Origin of the sequence: Cobetia sp. 5-11-6-3, assembly GCF_013374055.1 — a bacterium.
In the GTDB taxonomy this organism is placed as follows: domain Bacteria; phylum Pseudomonadota; class Gammaproteobacteria; order Pseudomonadales; family Halomonadaceae; genus Cobetia; species Cobetia marina.
The window spans coordinates 1-19306 of sequence record NZ_BLWJ01000015.1; the positions used below are offsets into that span (position 1 = coordinate 1).

Below are 19306 nucleotides of genomic sequence, written 5' to 3' on the forward strand. Positions count from 1 at the left end.
CCGCCGTGATGCTGCACCTGGCGCGCAAGGCCTTCGCGCCGGGCGTGCCGCCGTTCCCCCTGATGCACGTCAACACCACCTGGAAATTCCAGGAGATGATCAAGTTCCGCGATGAGATGGCCGCGGAAGTCGGCATGGAACTGATCGAGCACATCAATCAGGAAGGTGTCGAGGCGAACATCAACCCGTTCGAGCACGGCAGCGCCAAGTACACCGACATCATGAAGACCCAGTCGCTGAAGCAGGCGCTGGACAAGCATGGTTTCGATGCGGCCTTTGGCGGTGCGCGTCGTGACGAGGAAGCTTCACGCGCGAAAGAGCGTGTCTACTCCTTCCGTGACCAGTACCACCGCTGGGACCCCAAGAATCAGCGTCCGGAGCTGTGGAACATCTACAACTCCAAGATCAACAAGGGCGAGTCCATCCGTGTCTTCCCGCTCTCCAACTGGACCGAGCTGGACATCTGGCAGTACATCTATCTTGAATCCATCAAGATCGTGCCGCTCTACTACTCCGCCGTGCGTCCGGTGGTGAAGCGTGACGGCCTCGACATCATGGTCGATGACGACCGTCTGCCGCTCAAGGACGGCGAAGTGCCGGAGATGAAATCCGTGCGCTTCCGTACCCTGGGCTGCTACCCGCTGACCGGCGCCGTGGAATCCACCGCCGCGACCCTGCCGGAAATCATCCAAGAAATGCTGCTGACCCGTACCAGCGAGCGCTCCGGGCGTGCCATCGATCACGATCAGGCAGGCTCGATGGAGAAGAAGAAGCGCGAAGGCTACTTCTAAGCGGCGGGCGCATCAGTATTGCGTTAGCCCGCAACGGCTACTGCACGATGTCAGGCAAGCAAGACTCAACGAAATTGACAGGACACGGGATGTTCGCAGCGCTGGAAGCCTCATGGGAGGCTCGCGCCGGACAGACCGGGTTCAGGGAGAATGACAGTGTCACACCAGTCAACGATGATCGCGGAAAACATCGAAGCCTATCTCAAGGAACACGAGCAGAAAGATCTGCTGCGTTTCATCACCTGCGGCAGCGTGGATGACGGCAAGTCGACCCTGATCGGTCGTCTGCTTCATGACTCCAAGATGATCTACGAAGATCAGCTGGCCGCCATCACCCGCGATTCCAAGAAGAGCGGCACCACCGGCAAGGTGGATCTGGCGCTGCTGGTCGATGGTCTGCAGTCAGAGCGTGAGCAGGGCATCACCATCGATGTGGCCTATCGCTATTTCTCTACCGACAAGCGCAAGTTCATCATCGCTGATACGCCGGGGCACGAGCAGTACACCCGCAACATGGCCACCGGTGCCTCCACCGCGAGCCTGGCGATCATCCTGATCGATGCGCGCTACGGCGTGCAGACCCAGACCCGTCGTCACAGCTACATCTGCTCGCTGCTGGGCATCCAGCACCTGGTGGTCGCGGTCAACAAGATGGACATCGTCGACTACTCCCAGGCGCGCTTCGACGAGATCGTCGCGGACTACCAGGAGTTCGCCAAGGACCTCGAGGTGCCGGACATCCGCTTCGTGCCGCTGTCCGCACTGGAAGGCGACAACGTCGTCTCTCTCAGCGCCAATACCCCGTGGTATGACGATGCTGCCTACGAAGCGCGTCCGCTGATGGACATCCTCGAGACCGTCGATGTCACCGAGGACAGCAACCTGACCGACCTGCGCTTTCCGGTGCAGTACGTCAATCGTCCGAACCTCAACTTTCGTGGTTACTGCGGCACCCTGGCCGCCGGCACTGTCTCACCGGGTCAGCAGATCAAGGTACTGCCGTCCGGCAAGACCTCCACGGTCGAGCGTATCGTCACCTTCGACGGCGATCTCGACATCGCCTGGCCGGGCCAGGCTGTCACGCTGACACTGACCGATGAGATCGACATCTCGCGCGGCGACATGATCGTGGCGGTGGATTCCGACATGGAGCCCTGCACCGCCTTCACCGCGGACGTGGTGTGGATGCACGAGAACCCGCTGGTGGTCGGCAAGGAATACGAGCTCAAGCTCGGTACCTCCAGTGTCATCGGCCGCGTCGGGCGCATCATTCACCAGACCGACGTCAACACCATGGCGCGCAATGAAGCGGAGAACATCCCGCTCAATGGCATCGCCCGCGTGCAGGTCGAGCTGACCCAGCCGCTGGCCATGGACAGCTACCAGCGTTCGCCGCATACCGGCAGCTTCGTGTTCATTGATCGCCTGTCCAACATCACCATCGGTGCGGGCATGGTCAAGGAGACCCTGAGTGCCAGCAACATCGTGTGGCACGACATGGCGGTCACCAAGCAGCGCCGTGCCGAACGCAACAAGCAGAAGCCCTGCATCATCTGGTTCACCGGCCTGTCCGGCGCCGGCAAGTCCACCGCCGCCAATGCGCTGGAACGTCAGCTGTTCGCCATGGGCTACAACACCTACCTGCTGGATGGCGACAACGTACGCCACGGCCTGTGTGGGGATCTAGGCTTCAGCGAAGACGACCGCGCCGAGAACATCCGTCGTGTCGGCGAAGTCGCCAAGCTGATGGTCGATGCCGGCATGATCACTCTGGTCAGCTTCATCTCGCCATTCCAGGCGGATCGCCAGACCGTGCGTGACATGGTCGGCACTGACGAGTTCATCGAAGTCTTCGTCAACACGCCGATCAGCGTCTGCGAAGAGCGGGATCCCAAGGGTCTGTACCGCAAGGCGCGTGCCGGCGAGATCAGTGACTTCACCGGTATCAGCTCCCCGTACGAGGCCCCGGAGAAGCCGGAAATCGAGATCAACACCGGTGAGCTGACGCTGGAGCAGACCGCTCTCACGCTGGTCAGTCAGCTCAAGCACTACAACGTCATCGGTTGATGCATCCACGCCGATCAGCCCTCGCCGCAAGGCGGGGGCGTCTGCCGTTTCAGGACTTCCTCATGATTCAATCCCGATTCACACCCCGTCTGCCGAGCGCCATGCGACTCGTGGCGGTCGCAGGTCTCGCACTGACCATCGCCGGTTGCGCGACGTCCTATCCCGCCTCCACCGGCGCTGGCAGCACCAACCTGGCCAATCTCACCGGTGCTGCGTCACTGCCGGCGGATGTCTCGTCATTTCTCGACAGCTCTGCCCCCGGCAGCGTGATCGCCGTGCCCACCAGCCCCTGGGGCAGCGATGTCGAAGTGGTCGCCCATGAGCGCTACTTCGCCGCCAGTGGGCGTATCTGTCGTGAGCTGACGGTCTCCAATGCGCGTGACCTGCCGAGCAAGGAGCTGGCCTGTCGTACCAGCAACGAGGGCAAGGCCGGCGAGGGCACCTGGGTGACCCAGCGGCTGGTGACCGGCCTGCTGGAAGAGGCGCGCTGACGCGCTTGCGGCAACTTCTCGCTGACAGGCCCGCACCGCGACACGGCATGAACCGACGACAACAGGGAACAGGCTGGCGTGACCGGCACTGACATTCCTGATCAACACTGCACCATTTTTTGCACTACGAGGGGCCTAGCCCGATGACAATTTCCAGATTCTTGCTCCGGGCCGGGTGCCTGGTGGCGGTAGCGTGCCTGAACGCCAGCCCTGCCATGGCAGCCGGCCTGGGCGGTGGTTCCATCCTGTCCAGCGACGACCAGGCCTCCAGCATTCCGCAGAAGACCGACAGTGTGGAAGACAAGGCGCGCGCCGACTGGCGCAGTGGCACCTACGGCCCGCTGACCTCACGGGAGCAGACTGACCCCGACTCTCTGCCGCCGTTCGGCGAAAACCTCTTTACCGGTGGTTTCCGCGGCATGATGGCCGATGGCCTCAACAGCAGCTACACCATCAAGCCGGGTGATCAGATCACCCTGCGCGTGTGGGGTGGCGTGGAGATGGAGTCTGTTCTGCCGGTGGATGCGCAGGGCAACATCTTCCTGCCGGGTATCGGCCCGGTGAGAGTTCAGGGCACCACCAATGCCCAGCTGGACGGCAAGGTACGCGCCGCCATCCAGGAGGTGTATCCGGAGAATGTCAGCGTCTATACCAATCTGCAGGGCGTACAGCCGGTGGGGGTCTTCGTCACCGGTTACGTCAAGAATCCGGGCCGTTATGCCGGTACCCCGAATGACTCCATGCTGTATTTCCTGGATCAGGCCGGCGGTATCGACCAGGCGCTGGGCAGCTATCGCAAGATCAAGATCAAGCGCAACGGCCGCGTCATCAATACGGTCGATCTCTATGACTTCCTGATCAACGGTGAGATCGCCCGCCCGCAGTTCCGCGATGGCGATACCGTCGTCGTCGAGGAGCGTGGCCCGGCCATCAGCGTGGTGGGAGATGTCGAGCGTGACTATCGCTATGAACTCACCGATACCCGCCTGAGCGGGGAAGACGTGCTGAACTTGGCGCGCCTCAAGTCCGGTGTCTCGCACGTGCTGCTGCGCGGCTCGCGCTCCGATGGCCCCATCTCGCGCTATCTGCCGGTGGCGGAATTCCGTGGGGCAGACGTGCGCGCCGGGGATGAAGTGCTGTTCAGTGCCGACCAGCGCGACGAGACCATCGTCGTGCAGCTGGAAGGCAGCTTCTATGGCCCCTCACGCTATGCACTGCCGCGGGATGCTCATCTGGGCGAATTGCTCAACGCCGTCGGCGTGCCGAAAGGACTGACCGACTACCAGAGCGTTTCCATCCGCCGCGAAAGCGTCAAGGAACAACAGGCGCAGGCACTGCAGGATAGCCTCAAGCGTCTTCAGGCCACCTATCTCGGCGCGTCTTCCTCGACCACCGAAGAATCCGAGCTTCGTGTCCAGGAAGCCGCGATGATCGAGAAATTCGTCGAGCAGGCCAAGAAGGAAGAGCCGACCGGGCGTCTGGTCGTGGCACGTGACGACGGCAACATCGCCGATGTGCGTCTGCAGGACGGCGATGTCATTACTATCCCGGAAATCAGCGATTCCCTGCTGATCAGTGGCGAAGTCGTGGTGCCTCAGGCCGTCGTCTATACCCAGGGCATGACGGTGATGGACTACATCAACAGCTCTGGTGGTTTCACCCAGCACGCGGATGAAGACCAGATTCTGGTGGTGCGTCAGAACGGTGCCGTGCGTCGTGCCGAGGAAGTCGAGCTGCGCTCGGGTGACCAGATTCTGGTACTGCCGGAACCGCCGACCAAGAACCTGCAGCTGGCCACCAGCATCACGCAGATTCTCTATCAGGTCGCCGTCGCCACCAAAGTTGCGATAGACCTCTGATCATGGCCAGTGACATGAACGATGACATGAACGGTGAGATAAACACGCCAACTGAACGCCCATCTGGCGACAATAAGAGCGGGCCCAAGGCCCGCTCCGCTTGGGCCGTGACGCGTAGTGTCTGGTTCGCCATGTTCATGCGCGAAGCCATCGGCCGCACCATGACTGACCGCATGGGCTGGTTCTGGATGATTGCTGAACCTGCAGCCTTATTGCTTATCATGATTGGAATACGAGGCTTCATCAGTGGCGATAGCCTGATTGTTAATGCACCTTACATTCCCTGGATGATTGTCGGAATGATGGGTTTTTTTCTCATCCGGGAAGGGATGATGCAAGGCTTGGGGGCCATCAATGCCAACAGGGCTTTGTTCGCTTACCGACAGGTGCATCCTATCGATGGCGTCTTGGTTCGTAATGCTCTGGACGGTTTGATCCGCACTCTCATCTTTATAATGTTTATAATCGGGGGGGTGATGGTGGGGGCAGATTTTCGTCCGGATAATGGATTTCAGGCAATTGGTGGTTGGATTTCACTCTGGTTATTCGGATTAGGTTTAGGATTGACAGCTTCTGTGTTGGGTACGTTGGTACCTGAGATCGGCAAGGTACTTCGTATGATTACTTTGCCATTATTGATCCTTTCTGGCGTTATCATGCCGCTCAATAGCTTGCCGCACTATTTGTTGGAATACCTGATGCTCAACCCGATCGTGCATGGGCTGGAATATACGCGTCATAGTTTCTTTGAAGGCTACCAGGTAGTACACGGTACCAGCCTGACCTACTTCTGGGCGTGGACATTGTCTGCCTTGGCCTTGGGGCTGTTGATGCACGTGCGATTCAAGGAGCGCCTGAAAAGCCAATGATCGAAATCCATAACCTCTCCAAGCGCTATTATCACTCGCACTACAGTCAGAGTGATGACCATTGGGTACTGAAGGATATCAATCTCGTCATTCCGACCGGTGTCAGTGTCGGCCTGGTGGGGGCAAACGGTGCGGGCAAGTCGACATTGCTGCGTTTGATCGCCGGCATGGACACGCCCCAGAAGGGCCGCGTGATACGCCATTCCAAGGTGTCGTGGCCAATCGGGCTGGCGGCAGGCCTGCAAAGCAGCATGACAGGGCGCCAGAACGTCAAGTTCGTCGCCCGGATGCATGGCACCGAGTACGACATCAATAGCATCATCGAACGAGTCCAGGATTTCGCGGAAATTGGCCTGGCATTCGATGAGCCGATTCGTACATATTCCTCAGGCATGCGCTCTCGTCTCAACTTTGGACTGTCGTTAGCCTTCGACTTTGATGTCTACCTCTCCGATGAAGCGACGGCGGTAGGAGATCGTTCCTTCAAGGTGAAGGCTTCCAAGGCGTTTAAGGACAAGGTGGGCCAAGCCAGCCTGATCATGGTCTCGCATAGTGAGGGCATTCTGAAAGAACTTTGTCAGGCGGGCATCTATCTGAAAGAGGGGCGGGCCTACTGGTATGACAGTGTTCATGACGCCATCAAGGCTTATCATGCCGACAGCGATGCCCCTCAGCTCGACAAGATGACGCTGCAGGCACTGCAGAAGCTTCGCAAGGAGCGCCGTGCTGTCATGGAAGAAGCCAAGTTGGCACGAGAGGCTGCAGAAACCTTGCCGCCGCGTGAAAAGAAGCCTTACGGAGATGCCCTGCGCGCTGCACGTGAAGCATTGCGGGAAGTGCGAGAGGAAATTGAATCTCGCCAAGCAAGCGCTGCTGGCAAGCCTGGCACTTTGTCAGGTGAATGATCCTGTTGGCTACAGCTACGCATCACGCTGATAGTCGCCAAAATGTTCGCACTCTCGAATTCACTCTCATCGTTTTCACTTCATTGCCGCCGCTGAACTCGGTGAGCGCCTTCAACGGGAATACGCATGACCTCATTTATCAAACGCTATCCACAATGGGCCGTTGTCTTGCTGTCCATCGTGCTCGTCGGTTTCTACTGGCTGGTATGGGCGGACGACCGCTACGTCTCCAAGGCGACAGTGGTGCTGGAAAGTCCGCAGGTCAGCGCTTCCAGTGAAGTCAGCTTCGGCTCCCTCCTTTCTGGTAGCCAGACAGACAGTGACCTGCTGCTGCTGCGTGAATACCTGATGAGCGTGGATATGCTCAAGAAGGTACAGGGAGAGCTCGATTTTCGTTCTCACTACAGCCAGCACGGTGATGTCTTTGCCCGCTTGGGAGACGCCGATGCACCGATCGAGGAACTTCATGATTACTACTTGAAACGAATCTCAGTAGAAATGGATGAGTATTCTGGCGTGCTTAATGTCGAAGTACAGGCCTGGACACCGGAATTCGCACAGAAATTCGCCAAGCTGCTGCTTGAGGAAGGCGAGCGCCACATGAATGAGATGGGGCAGCGTCTGGCGGAAGACCAAGTCGAATTCCTCGACAAGCAGGTCTCCCTTCTTGAAGACAACTTCGAGAAATCCCGACAGGACCTGCTGGATTACCAGAACAAGAATGGTCTGGTATCCCCGACTCAGACAGTTGAAAGCCTGAACACCGTCGTCTCCTCACTTGAAGCCCAGTTGGCCACCTACAAGGCTCGAAAAAGTGCTTTGGGGAGCTACCAGAGTCAGCGTTCGAGTGAGATGGTGCGTGTCGAAAGCGAGATCAACGCCCTCAAGAAACAGATAAATTTGGAAAAGGAACGCCTGGCACGCCAGTCCGGCAATGCGCTTAACAGTGTTTCCAGCCAGTACGAAACACTACAGCTACGTGCCGACTTTGCCAAACAGACCTATTCCAATGCACTGGCAGCATTGGAAAATACCCGTATTGAAGCTGCTCGCAAGCTTAAGCAAGTTAGTGTGTTACAAAGCCCAATATTGCCGGAATATCCAGAACAGCCGGAACGAGTTTATAATGTCAGCCTATTTGCAATAGTAATGCTATTTGTTGGCTTTATAATTAGTATGTTGGTAATGATTGTAAAAGATCACCGTGATTAAAAGGGAATAAATTAATGTCAGTTTTTCTGGTTACAGGTGGCGCTGGTTTCATTGGTTCTGCGGTCGTACGCGAGCTGATCCGCTCAACTCAACATACCGTCATCAATCTTGATGCATTGACCTACGCTGGTAATCTTGAGTCGTTGACCGAAGTGGCTGACTCAGACCGCTATCATTTTGTGCAGGCCGATATCTGCGATGGCGAGAAGATGAAGGCAGTCTTCGCGGAATTCCAGCCGGATATCGTGATGCACCTGGCGGCCGAGAGCCACGTGGATCGCTCCATCGATGGCCCGGCGGATTTCATCGAGACCAACATTGTCGGTACTTACCAGCTGCTGGAAGCGGCGCGTCAGTACTGGAAGGGGTTGAAGGAGATCGATGCCGAGAAGGCCGCTGGCTTCCGCTTCCATCACATCTCCACCGATGAGGTGTATGGCGATCTGGAAGGGCCGGAAGATCTCTTCACCGAGACGACACCGTATGCGCCGAGTTCACCGTACTCTGCCAGCAAGGCGAGTTCGGACCACCTCGTGCGTGCCTGGCAGCGTACCTACGGCCTGCCGACGTTGGTGACCAACTGCTCCAATAATTATGGCCCTTACCACTTCCCCGAGAAGCTCATCCCGCTGATGATCCTGAATGCTCTGGCGGGCAAGGCGCTGCCGGTGTACGGCGATGGCAAGCAGGTACGTGACTGGCTGTATGTGGAAGACCATGCCCGTGCGTTGATCAAGGTTGCCACCGAAGGGAAGATCGCCGAGACGTATAACATTGGCGGCCATAACGAGAAGCAGAACATCGAAGTCGTCAAGACACTCTGTGCATTGCTGGAAGAGCTGGTGCCCGAGAAGCCCGCTGGCATTGGCAAGTATGAAGACCTGATCAGCTACGTGACGGATCGACCCGGTCACGATGTGCGCTATGCCATCGATGCCGCCAAGATCGAACGCGAGTTGGGCTGGGTGCCGCAGGAAACCTTCGAGACAGGCCTGCGCAAGACGGTCGAGTGGTATCTGGCCAATGAGAGCTGGTGGCAGCGGGTGCAGGATGGCAGCTACCGTGGTGAACGTCTGGGTACCGGGAGCTGATGATGACGACTTCCCATCGCTTTGGACGCATTCTGATTCTGGGTGGCAATGGCCAGGTCGGGTTTGAGTTGCAACGCAGCTTCGCTCCCTTCGGTGAGGTGCATGCGCCGCGCCGCAGCGACGTCGATGCCAGTGATCTTGACGCTGTCGCCGCACTGATTGACACCTGGCAGCCCCAGCTGATCCTCAATGCAGCGGCCTGGACGGCCGTCGACAAGGCAGAAGAGGAGCGCGAGGGCGCCATGCGTCTCAATGCCGAGCTGCCGTCATTGCTGGCGCAGAAGGCCAGCGCGCTGGGCGCGACACTGGTGCATTACTCCTCGGACTATGTCTATCCCGGTGATGGTGACCAGGCCTGGCGCGAAGATAGCCCGACGGCGCCGCTGTCAGTCTATGGGGAAAGCAAGCTGGCAGGCGATGAGGCGGTACTTGCCAGTGATTGCCGTCATCTGGTGTTCCGCACCAGCTGGGTCTATGCCGCCCGTGGCAACAACTTCATGAAGACGATGCTCAAGCTGGGGCGTGATCGCGACGCGCTGAATATTGTCAATGATCAGATCGGTGCGCCGACGCCGGCGCGCCTGATCGCCCAGCTCACCTGTGAGGCATTGCGCCAACAAATCGACTCCGGGCTTTATCACCTGGCGCCGCAGGGCACCACCAGCTGGCATGGCTTTGCCCAGTCCATCTTCCTTCTGGCCATCGAGCAGGGCGAAGCCCTGGCTATCGACCCACAGACGCTGGGTGGCATTCCGACAGCGGAATACCCGACACCGGCGACACGCCCACTGAATTCCCGTCTTGCGCTGACGAAACTCGAGGCGGCACTTGGCCTCGAACTGCCTGACTGGCAGTCTCAGCTGGCGCTGACGCTCAAGGAACATCTGGATCGCTGAGTCAGCGGTCTCTGTCACATTGGCAGGTCATCTTCAGTGTGTGGCATCCCGCGGCACCTGATCTTCTTCGAATGAAACGCTACACGTCGATACGACAAGGATTTTGATATGGCGCGCAAGGGCATCATCCTCGCCGGTGGTTCCGGTACACGACTGCATCCGATCACTCGCGGTGTTTCCAAGCAGCTGCTGCCGATCTATGACAAGCCGATGATCTTCTATCCGGTCTCTGTCCTGATGCTGGCCGGCATCCGCGAGATCCTGATCATCTCCACGCCGGAGGATCTGCCGCAGTACGAGAAGCTGCTGGGCAACGGCGAGCAGTATGGCGTGCGTTTCGAGTATGCCGTGCAGCCGAGTCCGGATGGCCTGGCCCAGGCCTTCATCATCGGTGAGGAATTCATCGGCGATGACCCGGTCTGCCTGGTGCTGGGTGACAACATCTTCCACGGCCAGCACTTCTCGGATCAGCTGAAGCGTGCCGCGACTCAGCCGAGCGGCGCGACCGTCTTCGGTTACCTCGTGCAGGACCCGGAGCGCTTCGGTGTCGTGGAGTTCGATGAGGCCGGCAAGGCGATGTCCATCGAAGAGAAGCCGCTGAAGCCCAAGTCTCCCTATGCCGTGACTGGCCTCTACTTCTACGACAACGATGTGGTCGAGATCGCCAAGGCCGTCGAGCCGTCCGAGCGTGGTGAGCTGGAAATCACCAGCGTCAACAATGCCTACCTGGAACGCGGTGATCTGCGTGTCGAGCGACTGGGGCGTGGTTTCGCCTGGCTGGATACCGGCACCCACGACAGCCTGCTGGAAGCTGGGCAGTACGTGCAGACCATCGAGCATCGTCAGGGCCTGAAGGTGGCATGTCTCGAGGAAATCGCCTGGACCAACGGCTGGATCAGCGACGAGCAGCTCGAAGAGCAGGGCACGGCACTCAAGAAGACCGGTTACGGACAATACTTATTGAAGCTGTTGTCTGACAAAAAATAATTATTGATAATGCTACGGAAGAAATTACAAACCATTAATGTAGGGGGTGGATGAAGTCTGTAAACAGGCTTCATCCTGACAAGGGATATACAATGTATAAAATATTGTTGCTAGGCGCAACTGGATTTATTGGATCGAATATAGCGAGGGAATTGGAATCTAATAATAGAGAGTGGTTAGGAGTAAGTAGAACCAATAAGTCTAAAGCTGCCAACATAGCAACATTTGATGAAAGAGAACGCTTGCTAAATTTTCTAAAGCAAAAGCCTATCGTGATTAATGCACTAGGAGGCCTTAAGCCAAAAGATTACACCATAGATACATTGCGCGCTATAGATGAATTTTGGGAAGCAATGTATCAAGTCTTGAACTTGCTTAGAGAAGCACCACCCGCTAGCTATTTCCAGATTTCCTCAGCAGGTACCATCTACGGTGAAGCTCAGTCTTGCCCCAGTGTAGAAACAGATTACTCCGCACCTAGCTCTTGGTATGGACGTATGAAAGTAGTTGAAGAAGCTTTGTATATGCAGTATGCACAAGATCATGGTGTTAACTATACTTGTGCGCGGGTAACTAATCCTTTCGGTAATGAAAATCATCCTACTCATGGTTTAGTGGATGTGATTGTAGATCATGTTAAACGAAATAAAATGTTCACCATTTCTTTTAAAGACGGTGCTTGTAGAGACTTCATTTATGCGCCAACGATGGCCAGGATAATAGTCAATATGGCCGACAGTATTGTCCCAGGTGTATTTAATGTTGGCAGTGGTAATTCCATCCCCCTAGCAGATATAATTAGTGTAGCAAAGAAGGCATGTCCTGAGGCTAAGTTCCAAAATAGTATTGCTAGTACTACAGATGTTGTTAAAAGTCACGTCTCTATAGATAAGCTAAAAAGAAATTTTGATATAAAGATCGATGGTCCGACAGCTACAGAATATCTCATTAAAAAAATTTCTCAGGTAACCGTATGAGCATCAATACGCAAGATATCTTGCAAGAAGAGTATAAAGTTTTAAAAGAATGCGGTGTCGATTGGCAAAAATATAGTGATTCACTGCCCTTTAAAACTAATGACCCGATTCGAGTATTTGTTGAAGAATATAGAAAGTATCCACTTATTATTGAGGACTGGTTTGATTCTTCATACTATTTAGAAGTAAATGAAGATATAAGGTCTAGTAAGGCTAACCCACTTGTACATTTCATTTTTTATGGGATAAAAGAAAATAGACTAGCATGGGACCCTGCTAAATTTGATTTAATCGAAGCCGAAGCCGAAGCCGAAGCCGAAGCCGAAGCCGAAGCCGAAGCCGAAGCCGAAGCCGAAGCCGAAGCCGAAGCCGAAGCCGAAGCCGAAGCCGAAGCCGAAGCCGAAGCCGAAGCCGAAGCCGAAGCCGAAGCCGAAGCCGAAGCCAAAGCCGAAGCCGAAGCGGACAGTATAGTTATTGTTAGTAACAAAATTGATATAAATCCCGAGCTCAAGAATAAGCTCAAAGTATTATTAACTGCTCAAAATATAATTAAAGAAAACCACGATTTTAAGACTTCAGAACAGTGGATAGATAGTCTGTTAATATCCTCTGAAGCTGGTAGTGTAATTGTTGATCGGTTGTTTGATCAACAATTATATGAAGCTATGTATCCTGATATTGGACAAGCAGAAATAAATTCATTTCACCATTTTATTTTCCACGGATACGAAGAGGGACGTGTAGGCTGGATAGATCTAGATAAGATAATTACTAAAGGTGGTAGAGTAGTAGATAAAAAATATAAAAATATAATGGTAGTTAGCCATGAGGCCAGTGCTACTGGTGCGCCAGTTGTAGCGTTGGAAGTTGCAAAAAAGCTTTCATCAAATTACAACGTTATTACTACTACTTTACGTGGGGGGGGGCTTAGAGACGACTTTATTGAAGCAGGTATACTACATTTTGATGCACCAGGAGATAGAGGGGCTGCTGTACTAGAGTTTTGTCTGCAAAGACTATGCTCAGATTTCGACATACACGCAGTATTATTGAATTCGGTAGAGTCAATTGAGATGGCTGCAGCAGCGACGAATCTCAAATTGCCAACTGTATCCTTGCTACATGAGTTTGCCGAATACACGAGACCTGTCGGTAAAATCTCGAGAATGATTTTATCGTCTGACATTGTAGTCTATCCTGCTGAAAGTCTAAAACGTTCGGGGCTGATTGAGTTAAAGAAGACCACCGGCACAAAGTCAGTGCCAAATAATATTCGGGTGCAGCCGCAAGGATATTTAGGATTTAAAACCAATGAAAATAAAAAATGGTCATTACGTAAACACTTGAATTTTGATAGTGGTGATATTCTAATTGTTGGCGCTGGCCATGTACAACCTAGAAAAGGGGTAGACTGGTTTTTTGAAACTTGTAAATATTTAAAAGATGAATTGATAAAAAATGCAGATGATAGAGCAAGTAAGCTTAAGTTTGTATGGCTCGGGAATGGCTACAATGTAGATGATACTAATGTATCGGTATGGTTAGATGCATACATTAGTAGAGTAGGGATTGCAGATGCTTGCTTCTTTCCAGGAGCGGTTGACAATGTAACGGAGGCGCTTAAAGATGCTGACATCTTCTTATTAACCTCACGCTTGGATCCTTTCCCCAACGTAGCAATTGATGCACTGAATGTAGATTGTAGTATAGGGCTTTTTGAAGAAGCTAGTGGTATTGTAGATTTTGTAAGGAAGTACTCTGCACGAGCTGCGATCGGTGAGTATGGGGACTCGCGAGATCTTGCAAACAAGATATACTCAGATTTTGATGCTCTTCTTTTTAAAGATGGAAAAAATAGTGAGATTTGTAAAATAAAATTAAACTTCGAAAATTACGTTGAGAATATTTCTGAATATCTTGAAGAAGCAGTATCTATTAGAGAGCATATAGCTCAAGCAAGTTTGCTACCGGAGTTGAACGATAATTTCGATGCCGAATTTTATAGTAATACATTATTAAGTTTCGATCAAAAAAAGAATCATTTTCTGAGCTTATTGGCAAAGGGGGTCGTTGTTTCAAAGCCTTTTCCTGGCGTCGATATATCGAATATAATGAACCTTCTCGATGTTGATAAGATAGACTTGAATAGTGCTATAAAATCTATATTTAATGCTATAATTAACGATATGCCTGTGCATAAAGTCCTGGGCGTAGTACCGGATCGAACATATGATGGCCGCATTGCACTACAATTCCATGTTTATTTCAATGATCTGATTCCAGAATACTGCGCTTATTTCAAAACACTTATAAATCATAGCGTTGATCTGTACGTAACTCATGTATTTGACTTGGAAGAAAAGTATAAAAATGCAATGATTCATGCCATAAGTGGTGATGTTTACTTCATTAAAGTGAAAAATATTGGGCGCGATGTTTATCCGTTCCATAAGACTCTTTGCGACCATATATATGGTAACTATGATGTGGTGGGACATATTCATACAAAAAAATCCAAGGATGTACAGGAAGGTATCGGTGATAGGTGGCGTCGCTATTTACTCGCTAATCTAATGGGATCAAGAGAAGCTTCAGCTGAGATTTTAGGGTTATTCTGCGACCCTAAAATAGGACTGGTTTTTCCTGAAGATAGTCATATTGTCGATGAAGGCGCTAACGGTAATTTCATAGAAGAGATACTAGACTCTGTGGGACAATCCCGCACCCAAGACTATAGTAATTTCCCCTTAGGAACTATGTTTTGGGCTAGGACTGAAGCATTAAAATATCTTAATAATCTTGATAAAGAAATTTTTGCCTTGCCAGAGCCTATTCCTTATGATGGTTCCGTCTTGCATGCGTTTGAACGCGTTATTCCTCAGCTTGTATCTTCTACTGGATATAAAGTTAAACGAGTTTATACAGCTAATACTAACTGGTGATAATATGATGCGAAGATTAATAATTCATATTGGTATGGGCAAAACTGGTAGCTCTTCTATACAAAAATCCATGCGAGTTTCTAATGATAAGTTACAAGCGAAAGGTTTCCTATATTTAGGTTTGATGTTCGAGAATCTAAATATACCAATTAATTATTCATGGCATAGAGTTGATGGCTGGAGTAATTTCATATCCTTGAATAAGTCTCAAGCAAATAGCGAATTAGCACATACTTTACAATATTTAGATGATCACTTAGATGATTCTATTCATACACTTATATGGTCAAATGAAGCTTTATTTGATAGACCTTCTGATGTAATATCTGCGCTTAAATCAATCAGTAGTAGGTATCAAATAATTGTAGTTGGGTATCTACGAAGACCTGATAAATGGATATCTTCAGCTTATTTGCAATGGGGTTTAAAAGATAAAAGCTATATTGGACCGATTAAAACATTTAGTGAGTGGGTATCAGATAAACCGTATACAGTTTCTCCTAAATTAGATGCTTGGAGTGCTTTGAGCGAAAGAGTATATTTTTATAATTTTGACGATATTGAAGATGTAAGTATTCACTTTATCAAGTGTATACTTGAATTAGATGTTTCCGCTATAAAGCCGGTGAGGGAAAATGATACACCCCCGCCAGCTGCCATGGCTCTATTTTCATACTATAATTCTTTCTTTAATGAAAAAAATTCACCTAACCGCGTCGAGCAATTACTTCAAAAAACTGGTTGTTACGAAAGTTCGCCAAGTTCTGCTGATTTTAACGAATTGATACCTAGTCAAGAAGATATTACTGTATACCTTAACCAGTGTAGCGATGAGTTAGTTAGAATCAATAAGTATCTTATAAATAACAATCAAAACGAATTAAATATGGATGAAGTGACTCATAAAGATCTCCATATTACCCAAAGTGATATTAATAGAATGCTATTCAAAATAATAGTAGAGTTAAACAGTGAGATAGAAACCCTGAAGCTTAAAAATAAATAGGTTTCTTATGATTAATGAAATAATTCTGCATGTTGGTATGCATAAAACTGGATCAAGTTCTGTCCAAAAATTTTTGCATGAATATAATTTTCATACAAAATCTGATTGTGTATATTTAAAACTTCCTTTCTCGAATCACTCAAGCGTGATGATGACTCTTTTTCTGAATAATCCAGAAAAATATCATGAGCATATTTTTTCAGGAGTATCAAGTGTAAATTTAGATAAAATCAAAAAACGCTATGCATCTATGTTAGATACAGCGCTTTCTGATGTTTCTGCTAGTAGGGTAGTTATATCTGCAGAGGATTTGAGCGCACCTGGTGTAGATGTTGATACACTTGAGAGAATTCGAGATAAACTTCTAAGTTATTGTGATAAAATTACCGTATTTGGCTATATAAGAGATCCTGTTGGTTATATGCAATCTGCTTTCCAACAAAGGGTAAAAGGCGCAGGTTTAGACACTTTCAATTTACCATCATTGTGGCCACACTATAAGTCTCGATTTAATAGTTTAGATCAAGTTTTCGGTGCAGAGAATGTACAACTATTTTTGTTTGATAAAAATAAGCTACAAGATCGTTGTGTGATCTCAGACTTTTGCAAAAAAAACAAGATTAAAGCCGAGGTGGAGTCATTAAAAATTAATGATTCGATTGGTCTTGATGCAATATCTTTTATTTACTGCGTTAATAGATATATTCCTCTTGAGCCAAATAGGTTCCTTTCTAGACAAAGAGCAGTTTTAAGTGAGTTACTAGCTTCCAAAGATGATGTTAAGTTTACTTTCTCTTCTGAGATATTGTTAAATGTATTAACACATTTTAAAGAAGATTTGGAGTGGATAGAGAGAAGAATAGGTGAGACGGTCTATAGTTCTGGATATATAGAGAAATTAGGTATCTCCTCCGAGAGTGATTTAATAGCTTCAGCCAATAGGAATATATTTAAAATAAAAGAAATTTATAATACTAAAATTCCGATGTCACCAATATGCAAACTTGTTAATTATATTGAAGAGTTGGAAGCTATTTCTTCAGGTGTTAATAGTGCTTATAAAATGGATTATGTTAGTGACTTAAAGTTGCCAGCACAGTGCGACGATCCTGAAGATATACTTACTCATTTAAAATTATCTTATACAATGAGTCATAAAATGCTTTATAATTTAAACAAATCTATTGCGTTGTTGCGATGACAATTACAAATTAGTTATTAGGGGGCTGCGTTGTCTTGTTTAATTATTCATATAGGTATGCCAAAAACCGGCTCTTCAAGCATCCAGGAAGAGTTGTTTAAGAACGATAGTCTAGGTCAGTATAAATATACTGGACTAGGTCTCCTCAATCACGGTGGAGTAATAAGATCTGTTTTTAGTGGTGATTTACATGCTTGGCATGGTCATAAAAATAGCAATCGCTCTGACTCAGAAATAATCGAGTTCAATTGTTATTATAGAAATCTTCTTGAGTCAGAGTTTAGTTCAGGTGGCGATAAAATTATTTCCGGTGAAGATATATTTCACATGGATAGCGAGGCATTAAGAGAACTAAAGAAATTTTGCGACAATTACTTCAAAACAATTAAGATAGTAGGATATGTACGCTCTCCATTGTCTTTTATGGAATCTGCCTTCATACAGCTAGTTAAAAATCATAATCAAAAGAACATTGACTTCAGTATATTATGGCCACAATATTTTGTTAAGTTAAGTAGATTTGATTCTGTGTTTGGTAATGAGAATGTTATTTTAAGACATTTTTCTCCTTCGGAGTTATATCATGGAGATGTTGTAAAGGATTTCTTTAATTTACTTGGATTGCAAGTACCCACTTCTTCCAAGAAAAGTAATGAATCGCTTTCATTAGAAGCACTAGCCTGTTTGTACGTATATCGCAAATATGGAAATTTAGTCGACTCAAACACTAACTCTCGTATATTTAGCCAAGCACTTGTGGAAAGGCTATCTAATTTCGGAAATACTAAATTTGGTTTTTCTAAATCTCTTATTGATAGAGTGATTTCAGAAAATAGACAAGATATAGAGTGGATCAATTCTAGGTTAGGTAAAGATATTGATGACTCAGCTGCAGAAAAAGAATTTGCAATAAGTAAAGAGCAAGACTTTGTTGACGTCGCCTTAATGTCATTACCTAATCTATGTAAATTCAATGAAAATAATATAGCTTCAGATAAGGATAACGAGCAAATTTTAGTTTTTTTCCTCAATCAATTGAAATCGTTCGCTTATAAACTTGTTTCATCTAGTGACATAAATGAACAGGATGATTTTAGTTTTGACGAGCACCAATGTGCTATTCTGTCAGCCTCAACTATAGGGCCCGCTGTTTTTTTAAGGGAAATGGCACTTTCTTTCAAAAAAGCAAAAAATTATCAAGATGCACTAAAATGTATTGATGCTGCTATAAATATAAAGCCTAGTGCTCTGGATTTAAAAAAAATCAGAAATGATATCGTAGTTTTGCTAATATGATTTGGCTGTACTAATATTAGGTGAAGTCAATTCTTAAAAGGATTTTTTATGTCACGCAAGGGCATCATCCTCGCCGGTGGTTCCGGTACACGACTGCATCCGATCACTCGTGGCGTTTCCAAGCAGCTGCTGCCGATCTATGACAAGCCGATGATCTTCTATCCGTTCTCTGTCCTGATGTTGGCCGGAATCCGCGAGATTCTGATCATCTCCACGCCGGAAGATCTCCCGCAGTACGAGAAGCTGCTGGGCAATGGTGAGCAGTACGGCGTGCGCTTCGAATATGCCGTGCAGCCGAGCCCCGAGGGCCTGGCGCAAGCCTTCATCATCGGTGAGGAATTCATCGGTGATGATCCGGTCTGTCTGGTGCTGGGTGACAACATCTTCCACGGTCAGCACTTCTCGGATCAGCTAAAGCGTGCCGCGAATCAGCCGAGCGGCGCCACCGTCTTCGGTTACCTCGTGCAGGACCCGGAGCGCTTCGGTGTGGTCGAGTTCGATGACTCCGGCAAGGCGATGTCTATCGAGGAGAAGCCGCTGAAGCCCAAGTCTCCGTATGCAGTGACGGGCCTGTATTTCTACGACAACGATGTGGTTGAGATCGCCAAGGCCGTCGAGCCGTCTGAGCGTGGTGAGCTGGAAATCACCAGCGTCAACAATGCCTACCTGGAGCGTGGTGATCTACGTGTCGAGCGACTGGGGCGTGGTTTCGCCTG

Annotated in this window: 16 protein-coding genes; all 16 read left to right on the forward strand. The window is 49.7% G+C overall.

What is annotated here, in order from left to right; all coding sequences use genetic code 11:
- A partial coding sequence (gene cysD, locus HXS66_RS17095) for a sulfate adenylyltransferase subunit CysD (RefSeq protein ID WP_176504157.1) occupies positions 1-791 on the forward strand: 791 nt, incomplete at its 5' end.
- Between the two features lie 156 nt (positions 792-947).
- Positions 948-2858 carry a sulfate adenylyltransferase subunit CysN gene (gene cysN / locus HXS66_RS17100; protein ID WP_176504158.1) on the forward strand — a complete coding sequence of 637 codons (1911 nt, stop codon included), beginning with the start codon at positions 948-950 and terminating at the stop codon, positions 2856-2858.
- Positions 2859-2920: 62 nt separating this feature from the next.
- Positions 2921-3349, forward strand: coding sequence for a DVU3141 family protein (locus HXS66_RS17105; protein WP_255303326.1), 429 nt, complete (start codon positions 2921-2923; stop codon positions 3347-3349).
- Positions 3350-3492: 143 nt separating this feature from the next.
- Positions 3493-5208, forward strand: a complete 1716-nt coding sequence (locus tag HXS66_RS17110) for a polysaccharide biosynthesis/export family protein (RefSeq protein ID WP_176504159.1) — start codon at positions 3493-3495, stop codon at positions 5206-5208.
- 2 nt (positions 5209-5210) lie between these two features.
- Entirely contained in the window at positions 5211-6077 is an 867-nt protein-coding gene (locus HXS66_RS17115; RefSeq protein ID WP_255303327.1) for an ABC transporter permease, read from the forward strand.
- A complete protein-coding gene (locus HXS66_RS17120; RefSeq protein ID WP_176504160.1) occupies positions 6074-6982 on the forward strand; it encodes an ABC transporter ATP-binding protein in 909 nt (302 codons plus the stop codon). Before HXS66_RS17115 ends, HXS66_RS17120 begins: the two co-directional genes overlap by 4 nt.
- Before the next feature lie 126 nt (positions 6983-7108).
- Positions 7109-8194: a chain-length determining protein gene (locus HXS66_RS17125; RefSeq protein ID WP_176504161.1), complete on the forward strand. Its 1086-nt coding sequence runs from the start codon at positions 7109-7111 to the stop codon at positions 8192-8194.
- A 14-nt stretch (positions 8195-8208) separates the two neighbouring features.
- Positions 8209-9285, forward strand: a complete 1077-nt coding sequence (rfbB, locus tag HXS66_RS17130) for a dTDP-glucose 4,6-dehydratase (protein WP_176504162.1) — start codon at positions 8209-8211, stop codon at positions 9283-9285.
- A 2-nt stretch (positions 9286-9287) separates the two neighbouring features.
- Entirely contained in the window at positions 9288-10181 is an 894-nt protein-coding gene (gene rfbD / locus HXS66_RS17135; RefSeq protein WP_176504163.1) for a dTDP-4-dehydrorhamnose reductase, read from the forward strand.
- Positions 10182-10289: 108 nt separating this feature from the next.
- Complete coding sequence (gene rfbA, locus HXS66_RS17140; RefSeq protein ID WP_176504164.1) at positions 10290-11168, forward strand: glucose-1-phosphate thymidylyltransferase RfbA; 879 nt, start codon at positions 10290-10292, stop codon at positions 11166-11168.
- Positions 11169-11260: 92 nt separating this feature from the next.
- Positions 11261-12145 carry an NAD(P)-dependent oxidoreductase gene (locus tag HXS66_RS17145; RefSeq protein WP_176504165.1) on the forward strand — a complete coding sequence of 295 codons (885 nt, stop codon included), beginning with the start codon at positions 11261-11263 and terminating at the stop codon, positions 12143-12145.
- Entirely contained in the window at positions 12142-15087 is a 2946-nt protein-coding gene (locus tag HXS66_RS17150) for a rhamnan synthesis F family protein (protein ID WP_176504166.1), read from the forward strand. The genes HXS66_RS17145 and HXS66_RS17150 overlap by 4 nt, the downstream gene beginning before the upstream one ends.
- Before the next feature lie 4 nt (positions 15088-15091).
- Positions 15092-16093 carry a hypothetical protein gene (locus HXS66_RS17155; RefSeq protein ID WP_176504167.1) on the forward strand — a complete coding sequence of 334 codons (1002 nt, stop codon included), beginning with the start codon at positions 15092-15094 and terminating at the stop codon, positions 16091-16093.
- A gap of 145 nt (positions 16094-16238) precedes the next feature.
- Positions 16239-17294 (forward strand): hypothetical protein, encoded by a 1056-nt coding sequence (locus HXS66_RS17160; RefSeq protein WP_176504168.1) that lies wholly within the window; start codon positions 16239-16241, stop codon positions 17292-17294.
- A gap of 93 nt (positions 17295-17387) precedes the next feature.
- Complete coding sequence (locus tag HXS66_RS17165; RefSeq protein WP_176504169.1) at positions 17388-18590, forward strand: hypothetical protein; 1203 nt, start codon at positions 17388-17390, stop codon at positions 18588-18590.
- A gap of 48 nt (positions 18591-18638) precedes the next feature.
- Positions 18639-19306, forward strand: a 668-nt coding sequence (gene rfbA / locus HXS66_RS17170; protein WP_176504170.1) for a glucose-1-phosphate thymidylyltransferase RfbA, incomplete at its 3' end; no start/stop codon positions are given.